This window comes from Sodalinema gerasimenkoae IPPAS B-353 (assembly GCF_009846485.1).
Classification (GTDB): Bacteria; Cyanobacteriota; Cyanobacteriia; order Cyanobacteriales; family Geitlerinemataceae; genus Sodalinema; species Sodalinema gerasimenkoae.
On record NZ_ML776472.1, the window covers coordinates 4,407,148 to 4,432,366 of the forward strand.

Consider the following 25,219-nt stretch of genomic DNA (forward strand, 5'->3'; position numbering starts at 1 on the left):
CGTTGGACTTACAGGGAATTAACCTCACTTAATGAATCGTGCCTCCAGAATACTCGGAATCTTTGTTCCGTCCTTTGCCGTGCCCATTAAGTTGCTCCAATTGTACCACCCGGCGCTCCTTGACCCCCACCTGCCGTTCGGCGAGGTGGGGGAATGCGTCGCTATTTTGTTCAAGATGTTTATCGATTTTAACCAAAAACTTATTATGATGTGTGTATGGAATAATTTTTTCCTTTTGCAAGCGACCCACTAAGATGCCAGGATGTCGATTTTGAGATTTTGCAAAATCTTTTACCTTCTTCGCCGAAAAATACGGAGAAGTTTGCTGAACAAATTCATCTAAAGCTTGCGCATCTAGCAACCAATCTGCCGCCAGTTGATTAGCCTCAGTTTCTTCTCGACTAACATCTAAATCATCCATATTGTCTAAATAGCTACCTTTATGACCTGCAACAATATGGCCGAGTTCGTGCATGAGCGTAAACCAAAAATTATCAATCCGCTTATGTCTCAGCGTTAGCGCAAGCACTGGCCTACCTTCTAGATAAAAGACTGCACCATCTAAATAAGTCTTACTCAAATGGGGCACAATGACAAAATGGATGCCAAGGCTAAAGAGCTTATCTGGCACTAAAGCCACATTTTCAGCATGAGCCGACAAAGCCAGAATTTCAGGAATAGCGGACTCAAGGGTGGCTTGGTCGAAGGCAGGAAGCTTTTGATGACGCACCACCCATTCAACCCGTTTCATCCAGGCAATCTGAGCCTGAGTCTCTGGGTCTCGCTTTTCAGACTTCCGACAGTTAACTGCCAGCTTTGGGGTCTCCCCGATTTGATCAATCTCGAAAAAACGGCAAACCTGTTGCTCCAATTCAGTGATTGAGTCAGTCGCTTGAATCCATCCTCGCTTAATCATTTCCGCGACCGGAGCAAAGCTGTAGAGGCAGCTTCTACGGGCAATTTCACTGGTCTGTGATGGGTGACCGGCTTCCTTTTGGGCTATGTGCAGCCGATATTTTGCCTCTAAGTTTGTCCAAAACTCCGCAGAGGTGCCCAAGGCCTCAGCTAACTCAATCGCAGTCTCAGGCGTAATTTGCTTATTCCCTTTGATAATGCCGTTGATGGTTTGGTGGGGTCGCCCCATAATCTCGGCTAAGTCTTTCTGAGTCCATCCTCTGGCTTCGAGTTCTCGGGACAAAATACGCCCAGGCGGCGAAACCCTTGCTGGTGCTAATGTCTGAGTCATGCCTCTTCCTCCCCTTGATGCCTGATTCAGTGGTAGTCTTCAATATCAATGATCAGTAGATACCCGCCATCTTCATCCCTCTCAACAGCGACAATTAGCCGCCACTGTTTGTTCAAGCGTAGAGACCGTTCTCCCGGTCGTCCTTTGAGCTTTTCAAAGTGAAAGCCTTTTAGGGCATATTAAGTCACGCTCATCTCTAGCTGCGGCGATCGCGCTCATGGCGTCAAAGAAATCGTCAATGACGTTGGGGTACTTATGGGCATTTTTCTCCTCGGTATAGAGAGCCGCTATCTTTATTCTTCTTGAATTTGAACCTCAAGAGGACGCCTCCCCAACCACGATTATGGATTTCGCAACATCATAGTGCATCTCCGATTCAGGGATGGGGTGAACCGCTGAATATATTGTATCTGTTCTGAATGAATTTTTGTATGCAGTTTTACTGACCCAGTGAATTTAGGCGACCTACCTCCCCTTGGTTAAAAGTAAGGCACTAGCCATAGAGCCTTATATACGATATGACTAGCTTAAGCACTAGATATTGATTATAAAAATATGTTTAGGATGCTATAGCAATAGCAGGGATGGATAGGACAAAAAAACTGGGGAAAAGAAGGCAATAGGCAATAGCCAATAGGTGGCACTGGTCGCCTAAGAGGTGATAGCATAGAACCCTCTCGTGGTGAGAATTTCATAGATTGAAATTGGTCGATTGCAGTATCCTATAGCCATAGCCGGGGTAGTTTTCTTCCCTAGACTGTAATGGGGGCGACTCCCGTTGTAAATTAATCGTTGCACCTCTAACACTCGCTGCAAACCCGCTACCGTCTTGGCATAGAGATTTTGTCGGCGGCGATAAGCACTACAACATCGTCTCAAAGCACTGTTATCGAAAATTTTGGGTCTAAAACCCCGTCCTTCTAGGACGGCTTTTGACAATCCTGCTTTTTTGTGCCAATATTGTCCGCACAACTGATGCCAACGGTGCGATGCTTGTTCTTGAGTTCAAAATCAAAGGGAAACCCCACCAATACGCGGCGATTGACGAAGCGATCCGAACCGCACAGTTCGTTCGCAACAAGGCACTGCGCTATTGGATGGATACCCCTGGGGTCAACAAATACGACCTCAATAAGTACTGTCGGGTACTCGCCCGAGAGTATGATTTTGCTAGAGAACTCAACAGCACGGCTCGTCAAGCTTCAGCCGAACGCGCTTGGTCGGCAATTGCTCGATTTTTCGAGAACTGTCGCCAGTCTGTTCCTGGCAAGAAAGGATATCCCAGGTTCAAGAAAAACAGTCGTTCTGTCGAGTACAAAACTTCCGGTTGGAAGTTACTCGACCCCAAACACATTGTCTTTACCGACAAGAAGAATGTCGGGCGACTGAAGCTAGTTGGAACCTGGGATTTGGCATTTTACGGTATCGAACAAATCAAACGGGTTCGACTGGTTCGCAGAGCCGATGGCTATTACGCTCAGTTCTGCGTCAAAGTAGAGGTTCGAGAAGAACTCGAACCGTCAGGAAATACTGTGGGGTTGGATGTCGGACTCCTTGAGTTCTACACCGATTCCAACGGGGAGTGCGAACCGAACCCGAGGTTTTACCGAAACGCCGAGAAAAAGCTGAAACGCGCTCACCGAAGGGTGAGCAAAAAACAGAAAGGCTCTGCCAACCGAAAAAAAGCCGTCAATCGACTCGGGCGAGTACACCTCAAAATAAGTCGGCAACGTGAAGAACACGCCAAGAGACTGGCGCGTTGCGTAATCCAATCTAACGATTTGGTGGCCTACGAAGATTTGAGGATTAAGAATCTGGTGAGAAACCACTGTCTCGCCAAGTCGATTCACGATGCTGGTTGGTATCAATTTAGGAAATGGTTGGAGCATTTTGGAGTGAAATTCGGCAGGATAACTGTAGCGGTGAATCCTGCCTATACCTCTCAAAAATGCTCGAGTTGCGGCACGGTGGTCAAGAAAAGTCTTTCGACTCGAACTCACATTTGTCAGTGTGGGTGCGAGTTGGATAGAGACCACAACGCAGCCATCAACATTCTGAATGCTGCCTTAAGTACGGTAGGGCATACCGGAACTTGGGTCTTAGACCCAAACGCTTCTGGAGATTTGACCGCTACTTTGGCTGGTGCAAACCTGTCAGGGCAAGTCGGATCGTTGAAGGAAGAATCCCCACGCCTTTAGGCTGGGGAGTGTCAATGTCGTGTGAGACTTGTCAAAGCAACGTCCCGTTGCCCAGATGCCCAAGCCTTCGCTACGGACATTGATGGCGGCGGCGACGACTTCAGGGGCGGTGCGTAAGCGTGCCATCGGTGTGCCGGTGCGTTCATTGAACCGTTTGCCACAAACTTGTAGCGCTGTTGGCGTTGGCCGCTACGGATGGCGCTGCCGTTTTTCACGGTCTGTTCACTCTGGCGATGGGGACATCTCATCGGTGATATCTCACGCATTGCCACCATTCTAAACGGCCACCTCCTAAGACACCAGTGCCCTCCCCTCTATCGGGGTCCCAAATCGGCTTGAGACAAACGCATTCGGTTCAGGGGGTTCTGGAAATGTTCCACCCGAGCATTCATCAACCCTCGCTCCCGTAACGCCGACACACGAGCCTCGGCCGCCTCGCGATCCAAATAACGACCTGCATCAATATAAGGACCCCGCTGATCATCAAAAAAGCGCAACGCCTGGGGCCGTAGTCCGGGTAAGTCATCGAGACGGGCGATCGCACTGCGAACCCGATTCATCTCTCCCAGGCGAGGGCGATTATGACGAAACGGAACCACCACCACATACCGATGGTTAGCAAACAAACGATTTAAGGTTCGCTCCGTCGCCACCCCAGACGCCTCCAGACCATTATCCCGCTGATAAGCACGCACCGCATTCTCGGTAATATCAGCATACAAACCCGTCAACGGTCCCGTAAAATAGGCTGATCCCTGAGGGTTACGGGTTTCCGACAACACCCGTTGCAACTCGCGCACCTCAAAGCCAAAATCCCCAGGCCTGAGTTCAACGGGAAACTCCGCCCGGCGAATACGACCTTCCAAGACTCCCGACAGCACCAGTGCCGTGCGGCGATCGAGTTGTCCGAACACCGGGGCATCGATTCCGTAGCGTTGTTGAAACCGCCGCACGGTGCTGGCTGTCTCATTTCCATATACGCCATCCTCCTGAATCGGACCTAAGCCAACCTGATTCAGGGCCACTTGCAACTCGCGCACCTTATCGTCCTCCCTGCCGGGAACCAACACCGGGTCGCCAAATTCGAGCCACTCATTAGACGAGAATAGGCGGCGGGACGAAGTGGAACGGCCAAACAAGGCCCGGCGAGTCTCGGCATCGACCCGTCCATTCACCTCTAAGCCAGCATCCTCCTGAAACTGTCGCACCGCCATCTGAGTAGCCCGGCCAAAAAAGCCACTCACCGGTTCATCAAAATAGCCAAATTCCGTCAGCAGCAGTTGTACTTCCGCCACATCATTACTGGCATCACCGAATTGCAGCACGGAATTGCTTTGGGCGATCGCCCCGGTCTCTCCCGATCTCAAATCGAAGGATTGAGGCACCGACGCCTGTACCTCTGACACCAGCCGGCCTCCCCCCCAAAGCAGGACAGAGAGAAGGACAATAAGTGTTCCTCCTCTCATCGAGAGCACATGGCGAGGGGGCAAGACGAGGTAAGACATAGTCGTTTGATAGGACATGGGGAGCCAACCGTAGGCCAAAACCTAGGACGAAACCAGAGAAAAAACGCCACATCCCAGATGTATTCCGTCGACTGACCGACGTTAAACTTGCAGAATATGACTTAGTTCTATGTTAACAAGTCGATGCCCCCATCAATCTCAGAGACTAGACCACGCCCAAGCGATCCAGAATCAGAGCGAGGGCTGCCGCAAAAATGGTAATCCCTAACGCCAACCAAGGGCTTTGACCCTGACTCACGGCAAACGACGTTGCCACCCCAGCTCCCAACGCGGCGGTGACTGCTGCAACGATAGGATCCTGTTTCGTATTTTTGTTATACATAAGACCGATGATTAAAATGCCGTTTGCAACCGAGGAGCCGTCGGAACGGCTAACCAATGGATTCCACGGTATCACCGACATTTGCCAAATCTCCCCCCATGCCCGCAAATCGCAATCAAGCTTTAGATTAAGACACGTTTGTTCATACTTTTGATAGAGGCGATCCCTCGTTGTGTAGAGGTTAAGGCTTCCTTAAGGAGTGGTTAAACCTCTATAGTTTGGGGGATGTAGCGATCGCTGAAGTTTTTTAGACTGAAAACAGTACAACGAATCGCTCCCCAAACACACATTATGTTTTTCAGCACTTCCCAACGACGCAAACAGATTCTGCTGGCAGGACTCGGCGGGATTTGCATCGGATCGATGGCCGTTGGCACTGCCGCCCAGGCCTCAGAGGAATCGGGCCGACAGAGTCACTTTCAGCATCCACCCGCCTTAGATAACGTCAGCAGTGCGGCTCAGACCACTGGGGCGTGGCATGATACCCATTTCATCACCATCGACGTGCCGGAGGATGCCGGAACCCCTGTGGCGGAACTGTCCATTCACCTAGAAACCCCCGACGTCTCCCTCGACTATGACACCGAGGACACCGAAAGCTTCCTCGGCCGGCCGCGCGATCGCGGACACTCCGTTGACTTAGCCACCGTCTCCCATGACACCGAAGAAGGGATGGTTCACGTCGTCTTCGATCGCCCCGTTCCTCCAGGCCAAACCGTTACCGTCGGCTTGAGTCCTGAACGCAACCCCCGACTCCCTGGGGTCTATAACCTTGGCGTGACCGCCTATAGCGAGGGAGATCGCCAAGGCGGGGAATTCCTCGGCTATGAACGCTTCCATCTCTATGACTAGGGCTAAAGACCACCGGCCAACGCCCCTCATGCCTAAACCCGGCGATCGCTCCCATTCCCATTCCGGGGGCGATCGCCTATAATGGTAGTTTGGTGTCTTGCACAGAAGCAGAGAACAATTTTTTCATGGCTAAGAAAAGCTCCATCGAGCGTCATAAGAAGCGCAAACAACTCGTCGAAAAATACGCCGACCTGCGTGCCGAATTAAAAGAAGAGTTCCGTACCGCGCCCACCCAGCGCGAGAAAATGGAAATTCATCGCAAGCTGCAACAGCTTCCCCGCAACAGTTCCCGCACTCGGGTTCGCAATCGTTGCTGGGCAACCGGTCGTCCTCGGGGATACTACCGGGACTTTGGGCTTTGCCGCAACCAACTGCGAGAAATGGCTCACGAAGGACTCCTACCCGGCCTCGTCAAGTCCAGCTGGTAAGGCCGTACCATCGAGATGGGGGTGACGCTGGCGTGTAAATCGTCTGCCGTGCCCCTATTTTTTTGGGCCTTACCTCTCGCAACGCCCAAATTACGGCCCTGGGGTTCATGCCCCGCAACACCGATCAATGCCAAGACTATCTAAGAGCAAATCACTCACCGCATTGGCGATCGCGAACTCCCCATAAAAGCTTTGGGAAAAATCAAACGATTGCATTTCCGTCACAATCGCCAGAACTAAAGACCCCACATCATTCTCCCCCTCAATACGCTGTCGCACGTATACCCGAGTGGCCCGTTCAGCAATCTCGCCATTGATCTCCTCTGGAATAAACTCCTCATCCAACCAGCGGTGGAGACTATCCTTGAGCCATTTCCCTTCCTGAGTTGGATCCTCTACTGGGGGCAAGGTTACAGGTCGGATAGGTTGGGGACTATGAGAATCTGACACCATTTGTAAACTTGTATGATGAGTTGGCTTAATGTCTTAGAGAGAATTTTTAGCAATTCTAACTCGACTATTGTAGCGCGTTCCTCTGTCCCTCCCCTCTCATCTGCACCCGCCCAGACTCAGGCTGAGATCCGCCTAAAGAGAAATGAATACCGATTTAACCCATATCATTCACGGCTATTCCCAAGGCTATTTCCTGATGGACAATGAGGGTGACGAAGATCCCTCATCCGAGAATCTGGGCTGGTATTGCAGTAATGAGCGCACCCTCATCCCCCTCGACTCCCGTTTCCGTTATCCTAAATCCTTACGACGGGTTCTCAATCAGGAGCGATTCAGCGTCGCCATTAACCGAGACTTTCCCGCCGTCGTCGAAGGTTGCGCCAATCGAGACAGTACCTGGATTTCGCCACCACTGAAGCAGGTGTATCTGGACTTGCATGACAGCGGCTGGGCCCATAGCTTTGAAACCTGGCAGGGCGATCGCCTCGCCGGAGGGATTCTCGGCATCGCCATCGGAGCGGTGTTTATCGGGGAATCCATGTTTTTTAACATCCCCGACGGCTCAAAAGTTGCGATGGTGAAACTCGTCGAACATCTACGCCGACAGAAGTTTGAATTATTTGACGTGCAACTGATGAATCCCCATCTGGCTCGTTTTGGGGCCCACACCATCGACGATATCAACTATCAACAGCAGCTACAGGCGGCCATTCACCGTCCCTGTCGATTTGTCCCTTAATGCCTGACGTTAATGGCCTGAATAAATGGGTTCCATGAGTTGATTGCTCAGGGCGATCGCCCCCAGCGCATCCTCCTGAGCCAGATGCAGCACCTTGGCCACCTTCGTCTCATCCATCCCCTGCAATTGCTCAGGATTCGGAACTAGACTTTGATTTAAATCCCCCGGTTCAAACTTATCTAACCCATTGCCATATTGACGCTGATTTCGCTTCACCAGTTTTTGCCCCATATCACTGATTAAATAAACAAAAATCTTATCAATAACACTCGCCCCAAACGGATTTGGATAAAAGCCGTGAAAACAGGTTAAATTCAGAGCATTTGAGAGATTGCGAACCACCTTAAACCGCTGGCGATGAAATACCCCCACCCACAAGGGAGACGGCTGTCGTCGCTCTAACTTGTACCAAGGGTGACGCATTTTAGTGAGATACCGCTGATGATACCCACATTCCTCCCCAAAGCTAATATAAGCCTTCAGCTCAGGCGTCTCCGCATTGAGAATATCTAAACAATAGACCGGTTTATCTCCTTGTACCAACTGTTGAAGTCTCCCGTTCGTCAACATAAAATCTTGGATTTGCTGACTTTTGCTAATGCAGTAACACCAACAGTCATCTCCTAACTGAAACTGCTCTACCTGAGAAGGTTTAAGGGCAAAAAAGGCATTGGCTCCCGTGGCAATTCCCCGTTGAAAGCGTCCATAGTCAGAAAATGAACAAAAGCCAGTCGGGGTCATTAACTTCACCATGGTTGACTCAAACACCGCAGACCACTTTTGCTCGCCGCAGAGTTGTTCTAGGGGAAGTTGGGCTTGATACCACTGAGAAAAGTCCCTCAACCCCTCCAGTGTGGATTGACTATCCATTGAACTCAGTTTTACCCGCTCATTTTTATTGTTTTTCTCACAAAGTATGATACAAATCGTGGTTAATACATTGGGGAATACATCCTGTTCGTTTTGCACTAAGATGATTTGTTTTAGGAGCTTATTTCGTAATAACTGTTGCTTTAAAGGCAAGCCATAGCCCGTATTAAAACACTCAAATGGCATAATAAAAGCAAGGCGACCTTGAGGGTTGAGTTCCGCCAAGGACTTCATTAGGAAAATTGCAGCAAGATTTGAGTTACCTTTGAGTTTGTAGCCAATTCTTTCTTCGAGTTTGGGGCGAAGTTCTTGGCGATTTAAGAATTTCTGAAATCTCATATAAGGGGGATTGCAAATAATTGCGTCAACCCCTTGAATATCTGCATTTAAGTAATCTTCGGTAAGAATTTGAAGCGATGAATTAGAAGCAATATCCTGAGAATAGGACAAAATTAAAGGGTCGATATCATAAGTAATAAACTGATAAGCTGATGCCATTAAAGTTCTGACTTCAGGGCTAAGGAGTTCTCGATAAAAGACTCCTAAACCAAACGCTGGATCAAGAATTCGACGGGGCTGAGACTGGAGAACCCAATGGAGCATCAGTCGGGCCACCCTGGGAGGTGTAAAAAACTGCCCATAGGTTTTTCGATGCTGAACGGAGGTATTTAAAAGATAGTCACTAGACGGATCAGCATTCCCCATTCCTTTCCCCATCGATTAACTGGTTAATTCCTCCATTAAGTCTAACTCAGGTTTTAGGGTTCCTCATCCACCACTAATTCCCCTTGGCTAAGCAGTTTACGGATATCTAAAATCGTCAAGGCTGTCGCTTCATAGAGAACTGTTCCCTGTAGGTACTCATCTGAAGTGGCACGAATCGCCGTTGGCATCGGGGAGATTTTGCCAGGATCGATGGGAGTCACATCAAACACCTCATCGACTAGAATACCGACGACCATCTCATCAACTTGCACCACCACCGCTCGTCCGCGCTGATCCGGACCGCGATCGCCCTCCGATAAAGTCCGCTCAAGATTAAGGCATTGATTAATCCGAATTAAGGTGAGAATTTCCCCCCGTAGATTCATATTGCCCACCACATGAGGCGGACAACAGGGGATGGGGGTGATATTACGAACATCCGTAAACTCGCGCACCACCTGAAGATCAATCCCAAAATACTCCCCCTGTAAGGCCACAACCGCCAGAGATAAGATCTGTTTTAAGTCCGGGGTTTCCGTAGGGATGCGCAGACTATTGGCCCGTTGCCGAAAGACATCTTGTTCCTCCAGACTGGCATCTGGGCAAAACTCAAAGCGATCGCGCTCCTGTTGGTCGGCATCTGAGAGATCGCGGCTGAACTTCTCCGTCAGTTCCTCCTCCTCAGGGAGTTGTTGGCGCAGCGTCCGTAGAATTGCCTCTTCGTCCAAGATTGAGACAAGATGGGTTTCAAATTGAACCACACCTTTCAAAAAGCGTTGGCGTTGACGCAGAGGCGGTGTGTGAGGGTCTCCAGGAGGGGCATCCGAGGAATGAGCGCTAGTCTCCTCAAGTTGATAGATAAACTTACGGGTAATGCTTTGAGGATCGAGCTGAACTACCTCTCGTACATGATTGACTAAAAACGTAACCGTTGTCCCATCATGATCAATGGTGATTAGGCTATCGCTCAACTGATAGCGTTGAGGGCGATGTCCTAAGCGGCGAGATAGATCTAACACGGGGACGACCGTACCCCGCAGGTTAAACATTCCCACAATGTCCCGTGGGGCTTCAGCGATGGGGGTCAGTTCCGGCAGAAAAAACACTTCCTCAACCACCTTTGCATTGATGGCATAGTGGCTGCGGTCAATATCAAATAAGAGATAGGGAGATAGATCCATAGAAGTCATACCAGTTAGAAAATCCCGCCTGATTAGGGCTGGTTAAGCTGCTGCAACAGGTCCCCCGCCGTCAGTTGAGTGTCAACATCCATGGGGGTGCTCGGCGGCAGCGATCGCAGCAGTTTCACCGCACTGCCCTCCATGTGTGCAGCCCGTCGCAGATCTCCTTCTAGGCGGTAGATTTGCGCCAGTTCCAAATAGGCTAAAGGCATGGTTGGGGCGAGATAGACAATTTTCTTTAACACCTGTTTGGCTCGGTCGATATTGCCCTGGGCCTCATAGAGATGAGCCAGGAGATAATGGGGGGCAACCGCCAACGAGTCCACCTCTAGGGCTTGTAAGCAGTAATACACGGCCTTTTGATACTCTCCAAGATTGGCATAGGCCCGGGCAATTAAAAGGTAGGCCTCCACATGACGGGGGTGCTGAGATAAGACCCGTTCGGCGGCGTGAATGGCCCGGCGATAGGCGGAGGCTTGAAAATGATGGCGGGCTTCCTGCCAATGGGGCTTCTCCGTCTCCAGGCTTGGGACTGGGTCGAACTTAGGCACCACTGGCGGGGGCGCCAGGCGTTTGAGTGGCACCGGACTCGGGGGCTGGGCAAAAACTGTTAGAGGTGTCGGTGGGGGTGGGGCCTGACAACGGGTGGGAGGGGCGATGGGACTGCGCCCAGCAAGCCGGCCCTGAGGCTCCAGGCGATCGCAGCGTTGGTACACCACCGATTGGGGAAACAGTTGACTATGGAACCGATGATGACTTGAGCTTTGTAATTCGGCATGGGCGGCAATCAGGTAGCCCCCTAAGCCCAGGCTGTGATAGAACTTGTCTAAGACCTGTTCGATCGCCCGTTGGTTGAAGTAGATAAAGACATTGCGGCAGAGGATTAAGTCCAGGTCATAGAGATTCAGATTAACGTCGGGAAAGGGGTCACTGACCAGATTGAGGCGCTTAAAGCTCACCAAGCGGCGAATCTCTGGATTTAGGAGGTAGCGATCGCCCTGTCGTTGGAAATACTGACGTTGAACCGACGCATCCACCTGACGAAAAGACCAAGCACTATAGTCCCCTCGTCGGGCATGGGCTAAGCTTTCATCATTGATATCCGTCCCCATGATCTGCAAGTCCCAGCTATCGCGATCGCTCAGTAACTCCCAGAGAACCATCGCTAACGAATAGGGTTCCTCACCCGAGGCACAAGCGGCACTCCAAATCTTCAACTGGGGACGTTGTCCCTGTTGGGCAGCGATGTTGCGCTTTTTGACCAGAATCTCCGGCAACAGACGCGATCGCAGCAACTCAAACTGACCGCGATCGCGGAAAAAATAACTCTCCGTCACCACCAAGCGACGAATCAAGGCCTTCCATTCTCGCCGACTAGCATTCGTCTGGCGATCCACCGTTAAGGGATTGTCCACTCCAAGGCGCAATAAATCGTAGTACTGCGAAGGAGACGAAAGTCCCGACTTTAACAACCGTTGTTCTAATTTTTTGCACAAATTGCGCTCGTCTTGGGGGCGAATGAGTAATCCCGTATGACGTGCAATTAACGAAGAGAAACGTTGAACCCAGTCAGCGTTGAACATTCAAAACTTGTGGTCAGCCAATGAATTGGGGGCATTGAAGGGGGGGACGAACCCTCCGGGAATCACTGCCAGTCCAGCACTTGCATGGATTCCCGAGCCAGGTGGCCCTCTTCTAAGCCTAACCCAGATTTTCCCCCTTATCGCCGCAATTCCCTCGGGGATCAAACGAACAACGTTATGATGGGAACGGAAAGTTAAGTTCTATTAAGAAAATTGACTGCGACGTTCGAGTATCCCGATCGCACTGATGCCTGCCGAACTTGGAACGCCCTTGATCTCATTTGGCAAGGGGGAGAAGACGCGGTTCGTAATGGCCTACCCCACCAGCAACTCGCCCCCGCCTGGCAAATGTTGCTCCTCGGCGATGGGTCCCCCACCCGTCACCTACGTCTCCTCACCGGCGAAGCCACCGAAGTCGATGTCATTGATATGTCAGCCATCGGCACCGACGGAGATTGCGCCCCCGATCTCATCAAAGCCGTTCCCAGTCCCCGACTACGGCGACAAGTCTGGCTACGTACTGCCTCCGGGCAACGACTGGCCTACGCCACCTCCTGGTGGGAAGCCAGTCACATCGACGACTACCTGCAAAACCGTTCTCTTCCCATCTGGGAAAACCTCTCCCGTATCCATGCCGAACTTTATCGCGATGTACGGGGCATCTATTACGGTCACTCACGACCCCTAGAACAGGCTTTTAACCAGTCAGGCCCCTTCTGGGGTCGTCATTACCTATTTTGGCATCATGGTCAGCCCCTGACCCTCATCTATGAAGTCTTTTCCCCCTATCTTCAGAACTATTTGGGGCCGATGAGGGGGGAAGAGAATAGGAAATAGGCAAGAGGCAAGAGGCAGTAGGCAATAGGCAGTAGGCAATAGGCAGTAAATAAACTTAGGTCGGTGCCAAGAGTTGTCGTAAATGGGACTCAGCGGCAGCCAGTTCTCCTTCCGTGGGTTCCGTTTGTTGCCAAGTCTGACGTTGGTGCAATAAATCACACCAGCCTTGTAACTGCGGGAACTTCGGGAGGAGATGGCCTAAACGGGGCAACCAGGGAATCACCGTACCTGCCACAATATCCGCCAGACTCAGGGCTGCCCCCCCAAAATAGGACCGTCCCTGCAACGTCTCCTCAAAGACCCGTAATACCTCATCTAGGGACTCATGCACCTCCGTTAACGCCGACTGATCTAAGCGGGTTTCCCCAAACTCATGACGCATCAGCGGCATTAAACGTGGCAATAACTCATTCACCGTCAACATCTCAATCATTCGTACCGTCGCCAACGCCTTCGGTTCTCGGGGGACTAGGGGAGGATAAGGGGCGATCGCCTCAACATAATCCAGAATCGCTAAGGACTCCAGCACCGTAACATCCCCATCTACTAACACCGGAACCTGCCCAAAGGGGTTGACCTCCCGGAACTGGGGCGATCGCTGGTCCCCATCTAACTTCAGGGCCACCAACTCAAAGGAAATCCCTTTTTCCAGCAGCGCAATCCACACCCGCCGCGCATTCCAGGACACCGGGTGATAGTACAGCCGCAACACCGTCCCCCCCGTATCATCAACAGCATCCTCCTCCAGGGGCGTAATCACCCCTTGAATCGTTCCATCCGGGAGAATCGCCTCACTCAAATTTGCCTCCTCAAGATTGGCTAAACTCAGATCCGCCCGCAACAGATTCGCGTGACTGAGATTGGCCCCACTCAAATCGGCCCGAGTCAGAATCGCCCCGCGTAAATCCGCCCCACGCAAATCTGCCCCACTCAAGTCCACCCAACTCAAATCCGCCCCACGTAAATCCGCACGGCTGAGATTCGCCTGATTGAGAATCGCCTCACTCAAATCAATCCCATGCAAAATCGTATTGTGTAAATCCGCCCCACTCAGGCGAACCTGCTCAAACTCCCGTTCTCCTGCCTTGTAGCGTTTCAGAAGTTCATCTGTCGTGCGTAGTTCTCCGTCGCGTCCTGTCATAATGGGAATCTATCTCAGCATTTAAAACCATGAAGGAATTGAGGCGTCACGGGCGATCGCCCCAACAGTCCTCAAGCTCATTGTGCCATGATCTCATCAGCGATCTCAGCCGCGAATTTCCCACAGCCCCAGCGACGGACTAAAATATGTAAAGCAATCGGTCGCGCCACCGGTTCTGCATCCTCATCCTAAACTCTGCGACTCCAACACCTATATGACCGACGTACCCGTTTCCCGCATCCGCAACTTCTCCATCATCGCCCACATCGACCACGGTAAATCTACCTTGGCCGATCGCCTGCTGTCCTACACCGGAACCGTAGAACAGCGCAAAATGAAAGAACAGTTCCTAGACAACATGGACTTGGAACGGGAACGGGGCATCACCATCAAACTTCAGGCGGCGCGGATGAACTACACCGCCAAAGATGGCCAAAGCTACGTCCTCAACCTCATCGATACCCCCGGACATGTGGACTTCTCCTACGAAGTCTCCCGTTCCCTCGCCGCCTGTGAAGGGGCATTACTGGTGGTAGATGCCTCCCAAGGGGTCGAAGCCCAAACCCTGGCCAATGTTTATCTCGCCCTAGAAAACGACCTCGAAATCATCCCCGTCCTCAACAAAATTGACCTCCCTGGGGCCGAACCTGAGCGCGTCATCGAAGAAATCGAAGAAGTCGTGGGCCTCGACTGTTCCGAAGCCATCCACGCCTCCGCCAAAGAAGGTATTGGTATCCCCGAAATCTTGGAATACCTAGTTCATCAAGTTCCACCGCCCCAGGACACCGTTGACGAACCCCTGCGGGCCTTGATTTTTGACAGTTACTACGACCCCTATCGCGGCGTAATTGTCTACTTCCGCATCATGGACGGAACCCTCCAACAGGGCGATCGCGTCCGCTTCATGGCCTCGAAAAAAGAATTTGACCTCGACGAAATCGGTATCCTCTGCCCCACTCAGCAACAAGTGGACAGCCTCCACGCCGGAGAAGTGGGCTATCTCGCCGCCGCCATCAAAGCCGTCGAAGATGCTCGCGTCGGTGACACCATCACCCTCGCCAAAACCCCCGCCGACAGTCCCCTCCCCGGCTACACCGAAGCCAAACCCATGGTCTTCTGTGGCCTATTCCCCACCGACTCCGACCAATTTGAGGACCTACGGGACGCCCTCGAAAAACTCAAACTCAACGACGCCTCCCTCAACTACGAACCCGAAACCTCCAGCGCCATGGGGTTCGGTTTCCGTTGCGGCTTCCTGGGCCTGTTGCACATGGAAATTATCCAGGAACGCCTCGAACGGGAATATAACCTGGACTTAATTACCACCGCCCCCTCCGTGGTGTACCACGTCACCACCACCGACGGTGAAGTCATCAACATCGACAACCCCAGTTTGATGCCCGATCCGGTTCAGCGAGAGAAAATCGAAGAACCCTATGTGCAGGTAGACTTAATTACCCCCGAGGAGTACGTCGGAACCCTCATGGAACTTTGCCAAGGTCGTCGCGGCGAGTTCAAAAACATGAAATACCTCACCCCCACCCGCACCACCCTAATTTACGAATTACCCCTAGCCGAAGTGGTGACCGACTTTTTCGACCAAGTCAAATCGCGATCGCGCGGCTATGCCAGCATGGAATATCAAATGATTGGCTACCGTGAAAACGACCTAGTACGTCTCGATGTCATGGTCAACAGCGATCCCGTCGATGCCCTAGCCGTCATCGTCCACCGAGACAAAGCCTATCCCGTCGGTCGTGCCCTCGTCGAAAAACTCAAAGAATTGATTCCCCGCCATCAGTTCAAAGTGCCATTACAAGCCTCAATCGGCAGCCGCATTATTGCCAGCGAACGCATCCCCGCCCTCCGCAAAGATGTCTTAGCAAAATGCTACGGCGGCGATATTTCCCGCAAGAAAAAACTGCTCAAGAAACAAGCCAAAGGCAAGAAACGCATGAAAGCGATCGGTACCGTCGACGTTCCCCAAGAAGCCTTCATGGCCATGCTCAAACTTTAAAACATCCCCAACCCAGGGGAGTACCACCCCCATACTCCCCTCCTCCGTGTCCTCGGGCGACCACAGCTCGGCTATCGCTCAATGGTACGCCCCTACGTCTATCCCCTCTTGGGAGGGGTGCCCGGAGGGCGGGGTGGGTTATGCCTACTGCCACCTACGTCTATCCCCTCTTGGGAGGGGTGCCCGGAGGGCGGGGTGGGTTATGCCTACTGCCTACTGCCTCTTGCCTCTTGCCTGTTCCCCGTTCCCCGTTCCCTGTTCCCTATCTTTTGTCTCTTCCCTACTGCCTACTGCCTTCTTCCTACTGCCTTCTTCCCTAAAGAATTGCATCATTTGTAGCCAAAGTAGCCAACCAACCCATCAAAACGAGTTAGGGTAAGTAAAAACGTTGGGTTTCGCGATTAACGACGACGAGAGTGCACTCCTAAGTGTGTCGTCCAACAGCCCGCGTATTGGCGATAAGGCGCTTGCGAACGATGCCCCAAACTTCAACCTCCAGCATTTCCCGAGTAGTCAGTGACAGTCACTGTCCTGCCCGCACCTTTGAACGTCCCGACGGTCTAACCGTCGTGCATCAGTATGTTCCCCATAGTCCCGTTGTCGTCACCGATGTCTGGGTCAACGCCGGGGCCAGCGTAGAACCCGATGACTGGTCTGGGATGGCCCATTTCCTCGAACATGCCATCTTCAAAGGCACCGATCGCCTCGGCCCCGGTTACTTCGACGCCGCCATTGAAGGCTGTGGAGGACTCACCAACGCCGCCACCAGTTACGACTACGCCCATTTCTTCATCACCACCGCCAGCCCCTATTTTAGCGAGACCCTACCCCTGCTCTCCGAACTCCTCCTTCATGCCGCTATCCCAGAAGATGAGTTTTTCCGAGAACGGGAAGTCGTCTTTGAGGAAATCCGCCAAAGTCAGGATAGTCCCGATGACCTGCTCTTTGAAGCCACCCTAGAAACCGTTTATCAGAATCATCCCTATCGCCGCCCCGTCTTGGGAACTCAACAAAGCCTCTTGGGGCGATCGCCCGCTGACTTACGGCAATTCCACCGCAGCCATTACCAACCCCAAAACCTCACCATCGCCGTCGTCGGAGGCATTTCCGAACTCGAAGCCCTCGATCGCATCGACGACTGTTTCCAGAACTTCTTCCCCAACCCCGGCTGTCCCCAAGCCATTATTACCCCTGAACCCCCCATTCGCGGCGTGCGGCGGCGGGAATTAGCCTTTCCGCGCCTAGAATTAGCCCGCCTCAACCTAACCTGGACAGGCCCCGGCATTGACCATCTCGATGATGCCTATGGCTTAGATCTCCTCTCCATGATTCTCGCCAGTGGTCGTTCCTCGCGCCTCGTTCGGGAACTGCGAGAACAGCGTCAATGGGTTCAAGGCATTACCAGCTACTTTTCCCTACAACGGGACTCAAGCCTCTTTACCATCAGTGCCTGGCTAGAACCTCGTTTCCTCGATGCCGTAGAACAAGCCAGCCTGCACCAAATTCACCGCTTACGAGAAACCCCCGTCGATCCCCTGGAACTGGCCCGGGCCCAACGCCAACTCTGCAACGACTATGCCTTTTCCACCGAAACCCCAGCCCAACTGGCCGGCCTCTATGGTTACTATCAAATCCTAAGCCGCGCCGACATTGCCACCCGGTATCCCCAACGGATTCAAGACTTCCAACCGGATAACCTGCGTCAAATCGCCCGACAGTACCTCAGCCTACAAAACTATGTTGTCACCATCGGCGTTAACGAACAGTGATAGCCTAGATGGGGTTTGACTATTGCGAACTGTTTACCTTCGAGTCCCCCGAATTTATGTCTCCACACCGCGTCGTTCTCAATAACGGGATTACCGTCATCATGGTGGAAAATCCCACCGCCGACATCATGACGGCTCGTTTTTTTATTAAAGCCGGGACTCGCTGCGAACCCCCCCATCTATTTGGACTCTCCCATCTCCTCGCAGCCGTCATGACCAAGGGAACTGGCAATCTCTCCTCGATGGATATTGCCGAACGAGTCGAATCCGTGGGGGCCAGTGTCGGGGCCGAAACCAGCAATGATTACTTCCTGTTTAGTCTCAAGACCGTTTCCGTGGACTTTCAGGATATTCTCACCCTAGGCGCTGAACTGTTGCGATCGCCCGCCCTCCCGGAAGCCGAAGTCGAACTCGAAAAACGCCTCACCCTACAAGCCATTCGCTCCCAGAAAGAACAACCCTTTGCCATCGCCTTCTCCCAACTGCGCGAGGCCATGTATCGAGACCATCCCTACGCCCTGTCCACCCTAGGGGTGGAGAGTACCGTGGCCGGCTTAACCCGTTTAGACCTAGAGAAGTTCCATCGCACTTATTTTCGCCCCGACAACCTAGTGATTAGTCTTGTCGGCTGTTGGCCCCTCGATGATGCGATCGCCGCCCTAGAAGCTGCCTTCGGCGACTGGCAGGCCCCACCCCTACCCATTCCTAAAGTCGACCTGCCCCGCCTTACCCCTCAACCGACTGTCCGTAAAACCTCTCAAGACAGCCAACAGTCCATCGTCATGTTGGGCTATCTTGCCCCCTCCGTTCTCCTCAAAAACGGCGATGGTGTTCCCCCAGAATACGCCGCCCTCAAACTCCTCAATACCTATCTCGGCAATGGCCTCTCCAGTCGTCTCTTCGTCGAACTGCGGGAAAAACGGGGCTTGGCTTATGATGTCTCCGCTTTTTATCCCACAAGACTTGACAAATCACAGTTTGTAGTGTATATGGGAACTGCTCCTCAAAATACGGCGATCGCCATCGAAGGCTTACGAGTCGAAGTCGAGCGTTTAACCGCCCTATACCTCCACAACGACGAACTACAAACTGCCAAAAACAAGCTTTTAGGTCAATATGCCCTCGGCAAACAGACCAACTCTCAAATCGCCCAAATTTTAGGCTGGTACGAAACCCTAGGCCTAGGAGTTGAGTTTGACGAAATGTTCCCCGAAGCCATCGCCCAAGTCACCGCAGAAGACGCCCGACGAGTCGCCAGCCGTTACTTCACCGACCCCTACATCAGCCTAGTCGGCCCCGCCGCCGCCCTCAACAGCGCCATCCCCTCCCCCGTCTCCTAACCCCCCCGATTGCCTCTTGCCTCTTGCCTTCTTCTTCCCCATGCCCGACTTCCTCATCATTGGCGCCCAAAAAGGCGGAACTACCTCTGCCCTGCATTACCTCAATCAACATCCCCAAATTCAAGTCGCCCCGCAAAAAGAAGTACATTACTTCGACCTGAACTACAGCCAAGGATTGTCCTGGTATCACCAGCAATTCCCCAAACGTGACCCAAAGACCCTAACCGGCGAAGCCAGTCCCTACTATATCTTTCATCCCGACGTGCCCCGTCGCGTCGCCGCCGACTTCCCCGAGATAAAACTCATTGCCCTACTCCGGAACCCCGTTAAGCGGGCCATCTCTCACTACTACCATGCCATCAAACAAGGACTCGAAACCCTGTCCTTAGAGGACGCTTTCGCCCAAGAACCCACCCGTCTCGCCGGAGAAGCTGAGAAACTCGAACAGAACCCCAACTATCACAGCTACGCCTACCAACACCACAGCTATCTAACACGAGGCGAGTACCTCCAGCAACTGCAACGCTGGTGGGCCCACTTCCCCAAACAACAACTTCTGGTTCTCCATAGCAACGACCTCTATCACCAGCCCCAAACCACCCTCAACCGCATCCTCGACTTTCTCAACTTACCCAAATTGACCCTAACCGAGTTCCCCAGCCTTAACAGCGGGAACTATTCCCACATCAGCGAGTCTATCCAACAGCAGTTACAGGAAAGGTTTCGCCCCCATAACCGGCGACTGTTTGCCGCCCTAGGACAAGACTGGGGTTGGTAACAACAACAAAGGGCGCACCATTTGCGGTACGCCCCTGCATCTTTCCCCTCCTGGGAGGGGTGCCCAGAGGGCGGGGTGGGTTCTCCCCATTGTCTATTGCCCTCTTCTCCCCCTACTGCCTACTGCCTACTGCCTATTGCCCTCTTCTCCCCCTATTGCCCAAATGTGATATTGTACCCTAGATGAACGCCCAAAGGACCCAGTCCAGTTGAGGGCCTCTGTTGAGGGCCCCGTTGAGGGAAACTGTACCGAAATGGTTGCGCCCCAGCCGTAAACCCTAAACAACACCTCGTTACACATGAGGGGAACATGGGAGGTTGGGATGTTCCCGTTGGTGATTTTCGCCACATCCCGAGGTTGTCCCATCTCCCCAACTCCTGAATCGGAAGTCTTTAACAGCAGTTGCAATGCGTGTCCTATTCCTACATCCGAACTTTCCCGCCCAGTTCCGCCATGTCGCCACAATCCTGGGGCGAGATCCCAATAATCAGGTCGTCTTTGGCACCAAAAACGAACGCCCCGAATGGAAAATTCCCGGCGTTAAGAAAGCCCTCTTTACCCCCAGTCGCGACCCTCGGCCCGAAACCCATCACTATGTCCGGCCCCTCGAAAGTGCCGTTCTCCATGGACAAGCCGTGTATCGCACTATGTTGGCCCTAAAAAGTCAAGGCTTTGTCCCGGATTTAGTCTATGGTCACTCCGGCTGGGGACCGACATTGTTCGTGAAAGATGTCTTCCCCGATAGCAAATTGATGTGCTATTTCGAGTGGTTCTACTGGGCCCATGGGTCTGATGCCGATTTTGACCCCGCTGACCCCCTCAGCCCTGATGACGAGGCTAAGATTCGCGTCAAAAATGCCCCGATTTTGATGGATTTATACTCCTGTGATTGGGGACTTTCCCCCACTAAATGGCAGAAATCGCAATTTCCCCATGAGTTCCAGCGCAAAATGACTGCCATGCACGATGGGGTCGATACGGAGTTCTTCCAACCCAATCCTGGGGCGAAGCTGGTCTTACCTAACCTGGATTTATCCGGGGCTGATGAGATTGTCACCTATGTCTCGCGAGGGATGGAACCCTATCGTGGCTTCCCGGAATTTATTGAATCCATCGCCTATCTGCAAGAAAAACGCCCCAACTGTCATGTGGTAATTGTGGCCTCGGAACGAGTCTGTTATGGCAAATCCCTGCCCAATGGACAAACCTATAAGGAACAGATGTTAGCTAAAGTTCCTCTGGATATGTCGCGGGTGCATTTTGTGGGAACCTTGCCCTATGGCCAATATCTGAAGGTGTTGCAGGCCTCCGATGCCCATATTTATCTGACTCGTCCCTTTGTCCTATCCTGGTCGATGATTGAGTCCATGTCCGCCGGTTGCGTGGTGGTGGGTTCCGATACTGCCCCAGTGCGTGAGGTCATTCGCGATGGTGAAAATGGCTTCTTGGTGGACTTCTTCTCGCCTAAGCAAATCGCCGATCGCGTCCATGAAGTCCTAGAACATCCGACTCGCATGGCCCATATTCGTGAGAATGCCCGCAAGACGGTGTTACGTCCATGAAGTCCTAGAACATCCGACTCGCATGGCCCATATTCGTGAGAATGCCCGCAAGACGGTGTTGGAAAATTACGCCCACTCGGTTCTCCTCCCTCGTCATATTGAGTTGATGAAAGAGGTGGCCCAAGGGAACTTACCGGAACCGCAACCCATCGCCACTCCCTCGTCATATTGAGTTGATGAAAGAGGTGGCCCAAGGGAACTTACCGGAACCGCAACCCATCGCCTCGATTCCTGAACGCAGCTTAGTCACCAGTGGTTAGGGATGGATGCTAGCAATTGATGGTAGAAACTGATTGTAGAGACTGATAGAGAGAGTCGCCCACCCAGAATCGGGACGTTGTAAAGGAGGAAAGATACAGGGGATGAGTGTTAGTGTAGCGACGGCGATCGCGTCCCACCGGACGGGAGAGGTGGAACGTGCGGAACAGTTATATCGGCAAATCTTGGCGGAGAACCCCCAGGAGGCGGCGGCCTTGCATGGGTTGGGGATGATTGCTTATCAACAGCAACAGTACGATCGCGCCATCGACCAGATTGAACAGGCGATCGCCCTCGATCAGAGTCATGCTGCCTATTACAATACCCTGGGCATGGCCTATCGCGGTCAGGGCAATCTCGATAAAAGTCTGGCATCCTATCGTCAGGGACTGCTGTTAGACCCCAACAGTGACGCCCTCCAGGGGAATTTTACCCGGGCCTGGCTTGAGTATGTTGAGGGCGATCGCCCCGCTGCCCTCAATCACCTAATTCAACTGGGGCGGGCCTATCACCGACTGGGGGACTTCTCCCAGGCCAAGCAACTCTACGAACGCGTCTTAGAGTATGATGCCGACCAGGCCGATGCCCTCCAGGGACTGGGAACCCTTGCCTATCAACAGCAGGATCACACCCAAGCCATCACCCTCCTGCAACGGGCGATCGCCCTCAATCCCAACGCCGCCAGCTATCATCACAACCTCGGGGCCGTCTATCAGGCCCAAGGCCAACTGGCCGACGCCACCGCCGCCTATCGACGGTCCGTTGAACTCAACCCCAACCTAGAAGCCCCTCGTAAACAACTCAACCAGCTTCTCGAACATCTGCGGCAAAAAGATGTCGTCATCTGGGAGCAGGAAATGCTTAAGCTGGCGCAATGTTTTCATGAGCAAGAAAACTATCGCCAAGCCATTTTCCTCTATAAAAAAATCCTGGAAGTTGATAATCAATCTGCCATTGCTCACTACAACTTAGCTCGCATTGCCTATCACCACCACCAAAGCTATCAAGCTATGGTGGATTTTGAAAAAGCCGTTAAACTAGCGCCACAAAACGCAGAGTATCACCATGGTTTTGGCTTGGCCTGCCTTCAGCATAGTGTGCCACAAATGGCATTAGATGAGTTCAAAAAAGCCTTAGAAATTGACCCAGAAAATCAAGAGTATCAACAGAAATTCAATGAGACTGTTGAGTATTTCTTGAAGTATTACCACGAATGCGCTCAATGGCATTATAACTTAGAAGAATATCAAGAAGTTGCCCAGATTGACTTTCAAGCCGGGAACTTCATCAAAGAGCAAACAGGACGGTTGCAAACGGCCCAACGCTATTATCGTCACGCCCTAGACCTTCATCCCAACTATGCTGAGGTTCATCTCACCTTAGCTGAAATCTATTTAGAAGAGAAAAACTTTAGCCAAGCCATCATCTCTGCCCGCAAAGCCATTCAGGGCAAACCCGACTCCGCCGAAGCCTACAAAGTCCTCGGTAATGCCTTCTTAGGACAAAAGAACGGCAACGCCGCCATGAACGCCTATCAACGGGCGATCGCCATCAAACCGGACTTCGCTGAAGTCTACTCCAACGTTGCCAGTATTTACTTCTTCCAAAACCAAAACCACGAAGCCCTCCAACTCTATCAAAAAGCCCTCTCCCATAACCAAGAGTTACCAGGGATTCATTGGAATTTAGGGAAAGTCTATGAACGGATGGGCAAGGTTGATGAAACCATCCAATGTTGGAAACGGGCCTTAGAACTCGACCCCAAATTCGGCGGGGGCATCTCCTATCAGCATTTGGCGGCTAAATACTACGGCAAAGGACAAAAAGAGGACGCCGTCAAACTCTTCCATAAAGCCATTGAACTCCAGCCGGATTTAACCGAATCCTACTGGGCCCTCTGCGAATTCTATAATACCAAAAACCAAGCCGCCGCCCGGGCCGTTTCCCTGAAATTCTGTGAAAACGTGACCGGGAAAGACTACATTATGGCCCTATTGGCCGCCATGAAATCTCACCTGAACTCTGGAGTGAGTGAGGTGGCGATCGCCAAATTCAACGAAGTCGAACCCCTCATCTACGACGCCATTCAGCAATATCCCCTCACCTACAACGAGGTCGTGCGCCTCTATCTCAACCTGGCCTTTGATATGCCCCACGTCCGCGATGACGTGGCTAAAAACGCCAAACTCTCTAAAACCCTAGCCCAACTCTATCTCAAATATCTCGAAGCCAAAGCCAACAGCGAGAAACACGCCGAAATTCCCATTCGTCCTCGGCCCAACCCCGGCCATCCCCTGCGCATCGGCTTCCTCTCCAAACATTTCCGCCGTCACTCCGTTGGTTGGCTGAGTGTGGACATTATCGAGGCCCTCAGTCAAATCACCCCCCATATCTTCCTCTACGTCACCGGGGATATGGGCCGTGATGAACTCACCGAACGCTTCGAGAAAGCCGCCGAGAAATTTAGCCGTCCCCAGGGGGCCCAGGCGAAACTGATTTTGCAAGAAATTGCCCAGGATAACCTCGATGTCTTAGTGGATATGGACTCGGTAACGGTGATGCCCAACACTGAAGTCTTCTATAGCAGTCCGGCCCATGTCTGTCTCACCTGGCTAGGCTTTGATGCCCCCTATATTACTCCCAAAAATTACTACCTGGGAGATTGGCAAACTCACCCAGCCGGTGTCGAGGAACATTACATCGAACAAGTGGTGCGCCTTCCCGACTCCTTCGCTGCCACCGCTGGACTTCCCATCCGTCAAGTGGATCGGGAGGTATTGCGCCGTTCCATGCGGGTGGCCCCCAATCAGGTGGCCTTCCTCTGTGTGGCGACGGGTAATAAGTTCTGTCCTGAGTTAGTCGAAGCCCAAATTAAGATTCTGGCCCAGGTTCCCGATAGCCTTCTGTTCTATAAAGGCCGGGTGGGGGATTTGTTGGCCATTGAGGAAATCTATAAACAAGAATGTCGCCGTCAGGGAGTTCGGACGAATCGCATCCGCATTCTCCCCCGAACTCAGACGGAAGAAGAACATCGCCTGATTTATCAGTTTGCCGATGTCTTGATTGATTCCTATCCCTATAGTGGGGCAACCCACGTCGTCGAGGCCCTCTGGTTTAATATGCCGGTGGTGGCCTTGGTGTCGCAACAGTCCTTTGGCCGTCAAGCCTACTCCCTGATGAAAGCCGCTGGGACGGATTTGGGCGTGGCTTGGACTTGGCAGGAGTATATTGATTGGGCAGTCCGCATGGGCCAAGATGATGGCCTGCGGCAACAGATGCGATCGCAACTCGAACAGGGTAAACACCCCGACAGTCTGGCCCCCCTCTGGAATCCCCGCAAGTTCGCCAGCGATATGTATGGCATCTTCAAGGAACTTGTTGCCCAACGGGCCGCTGGATAGCTGTATATCCGGA

At 52.3% G+C, this 25,219-nt stretch carries 20 protein-coding genes and 1 pseudogene; 12 read left to right on the forward strand and 9 right to left on the reverse strand.

What is annotated here, in order from left to right; translation table 11 throughout:
• Positions 1-28 precede the first annotated feature (28 nt).
• Positions 29-1,246: a HigA family addiction module antitoxin gene (locus L855_RS19175; RefSeq protein ID WP_159790554.1), complete on the reverse strand. Its 1,218-nt coding sequence runs from the start codon at positions 1,244-1,246 to the stop codon at positions 29-31.
• A gap of 651 nt (positions 1,247-1,897) precedes the next feature.
• Positions 1,898-2,134, reverse strand: a pseudogene (locus L855_RS22025) (IS1 family transposase); the annotation flags it as partial.
• Between the two features lie 101 nt (positions 2,135-2,235).
• Between L855_RS22025 and L855_RS19185 the strand changes: the two are divergent.
• Positions 2,236-3,444: an RNA-guided endonuclease InsQ/TnpB family protein gene (locus tag L855_RS19185; protein ID WP_159791201.1), complete on the forward strand. Its 1,209-nt coding sequence runs from the start codon at positions 2,236-2,238 to the stop codon at positions 3,442-3,444.
• Between the two features lie 314 nt (positions 3,445-3,758).
• Here L855_RS19185 and L855_RS19190 read toward each other — a convergent pair whose 3' ends face one another.
• Together L855_RS19190 and L855_RS21240 are read right to left on the reverse strand one after the other, a co-directional pair.
• The gene (locus L855_RS19190; RefSeq protein ID WP_159790555.1) at positions 3,759-4,949 is read right to left on the reverse strand and encodes a peptidoglycan-binding domain-containing protein; all 1,191 of its coding nucleotides are present in this window, start codon (positions 4,947-4,949) and stop codon (positions 3,759-3,761) included.
• Between the two features lie 166 nt (positions 4,950-5,115).
• Entirely contained in the window at positions 5,116-5,292 is a 177-nt protein-coding gene (locus tag L855_RS21240; protein ID WP_170189953.1) for a hypothetical protein, read from the reverse strand.
• Between the two features lie 291 nt (positions 5,293-5,583).
• On the opposite strand from L855_RS21240, the gene L855_RS19195 reads away from it, so the two are divergent.
• On the forward strand, positions 5,584-6,144 hold the full coding sequence (locus L855_RS19195) for a DUF2808 domain-containing protein (protein ID WP_159790556.1): 561 nt from the start codon (positions 5,584-5,586) through the stop codon (positions 6,142-6,144).
• A gap of 125 nt (positions 6,145-6,269) precedes the next feature.
• Positions 6,270-6,572: a 30S ribosomal protein S14 gene (gene rpsN, locus L855_RS19200; protein ID WP_159790557.1), complete on the forward strand. Its 303-nt coding sequence runs from the start codon at positions 6,270-6,272 to the stop codon at positions 6,570-6,572.
• A gap of 105 nt (positions 6,573-6,677) precedes the next feature.
• Here the strand turns inward: rpsN and L855_RS19205 are convergent, their stop codons facing one another.
• Positions 6,678-7,025 carry a hypothetical protein gene (locus L855_RS19205; RefSeq protein WP_159790558.1) on the reverse strand — a complete coding sequence of 116 codons (348 nt, stop codon included), beginning with the start codon at positions 7,023-7,025 and terminating at the stop codon, positions 6,678-6,680.
• Positions 7,026-7,167: 142 nt separating this feature from the next.
• Here L855_RS19205 and aat point away from each other — a divergent pair, with 142 nt between their 5' ends.
• Complete coding sequence (aat, locus tag L855_RS19210; protein ID WP_159790559.1) at positions 7,168-7,764, forward strand: leucyl/phenylalanyl-tRNA--protein transferase; 597 nt, start codon at positions 7,168-7,170, stop codon at positions 7,762-7,764.
• Between the two features lie 9 nt (positions 7,765-7,773).
• Here aat and L855_RS19215 read toward each other — a convergent pair whose 3' ends face one another.
• From L855_RS19215 to L855_RS19225, 3 genes are read right to left on the reverse strand one after another with little or no spacing between them, the layout of a single operon-like run.
• Positions 7,774-9,351 (reverse strand): HsdM family class I SAM-dependent methyltransferase, encoded by a 1,578-nt coding sequence (locus tag L855_RS19215; RefSeq protein WP_219729956.1) that lies wholly within the window; start codon positions 9,349-9,351, stop codon positions 7,774-7,776.
• Between the two features lie 41 nt (positions 9,352-9,392).
• Positions 9,393-10,529: a chemotaxis protein CheW gene (locus L855_RS19220; protein WP_159790561.1), complete on the reverse strand. Its 1,137-nt coding sequence runs from the start codon at positions 10,527-10,529 to the stop codon at positions 9,393-9,395.
• 23 nt (positions 10,530-10,552) lie between these two features.
• Positions 10,553-12,103 (reverse strand): CheR family methyltransferase, encoded by a 1,551-nt coding sequence (locus tag L855_RS19225; protein WP_159790562.1) that lies wholly within the window; start codon positions 12,101-12,103, stop codon positions 10,553-10,555.
• A 213-nt stretch (positions 12,104-12,316) separates the two neighbouring features.
• On the opposite strand from L855_RS19225, the gene L855_RS19230 reads away from it, so the two are divergent.
• On the forward strand, positions 12,317-12,940 hold the full coding sequence (locus tag L855_RS19230) for a chorismate lyase (RefSeq protein ID WP_192925049.1): 624 nt from the start codon (positions 12,317-12,319) through the stop codon (positions 12,938-12,940).
• Positions 12,941-12,995: 55 nt separating this feature from the next.
• Here the strand turns inward: L855_RS19230 and L855_RS22330 are convergent, their stop codons facing one another.
• Positions 12,996-14,081 carry a pentapeptide repeat-containing protein gene (locus L855_RS22330; RefSeq protein ID WP_159790563.1) on the reverse strand — a complete coding sequence of 362 codons (1,086 nt, stop codon included), beginning with the start codon at positions 14,079-14,081 and terminating at the stop codon, positions 12,996-12,998.
• A gap of 214 nt (positions 14,082-14,295) precedes the next feature.
• On the opposite strand from L855_RS22330, the gene lepA reads away from it, so the two are divergent.
• The 7 genes from lepA to L855_RS19265 all read left to right on the forward strand — a co-directional run bounded on the left by lepA (position 14,296) and on the right by L855_RS19265 (position 25,206).
• The gene (lepA, locus tag L855_RS19240) at positions 14,296-16,098 is read left to right on the forward strand and encodes a translation elongation factor 4 (RefSeq protein WP_159790564.1); all 1,803 of its coding nucleotides are present in this window, start codon (positions 14,296-14,298) and stop codon (positions 16,096-16,098) included.
• A 476-nt stretch (positions 16,099-16,574) separates the two neighbouring features.
• Positions 16,575-17,867, forward strand: a complete 1,293-nt coding sequence (locus tag L855_RS19245) for a M16 family metallopeptidase (protein WP_159790565.1) — start codon at positions 16,575-16,577, stop codon at positions 17,865-17,867.
• Positions 17,868-17,923: 56 nt separating this feature from the next.
• Positions 17,924-19,207 carry a M16 family metallopeptidase gene (locus tag L855_RS19250; protein ID WP_159790566.1) on the forward strand — a complete coding sequence of 428 codons (1,284 nt, stop codon included), beginning with the start codon at positions 17,924-17,926 and terminating at the stop codon, positions 19,205-19,207.
• Between the two features lie 16 nt (positions 19,208-19,223).
• Positions 19,224-19,985 (forward strand): sulfotransferase domain-containing protein, encoded by a 762-nt coding sequence (locus tag L855_RS19255; protein ID WP_246199155.1) that lies wholly within the window; start codon positions 19,224-19,226, stop codon positions 19,983-19,985.
• A 407-nt stretch (positions 19,986-20,392) separates the two neighbouring features.
• Positions 20,393-21,547: a glycosyltransferase family 4 protein gene (locus L855_RS19260; protein ID WP_425500585.1), complete on the forward strand. Its 1,155-nt coding sequence runs from the start codon at positions 20,393-20,395 to the stop codon at positions 21,545-21,547.
• The gene (locus L855_RS22965; RefSeq protein ID WP_425500586.1) at positions 21,519-21,719 is read left to right on the forward strand and encodes a hypothetical protein; all 201 of its coding nucleotides are present in this window, start codon (positions 21,519-21,521) and stop codon (positions 21,717-21,719) included. Before L855_RS19260 ends, L855_RS22965 begins: the two co-directional genes overlap by 29 nt.
• A 190-nt stretch (positions 21,720-21,909) precedes the next feature.
• On the forward strand, positions 21,910-25,206 hold the full coding sequence (locus L855_RS19265) for a tetratricopeptide repeat protein (protein ID WP_159790567.1): 3,297 nt from the start codon (positions 21,910-21,912) through the stop codon (positions 25,204-25,206).
• Positions 25,207-25,219: the final 13 nt, after the last annotated feature.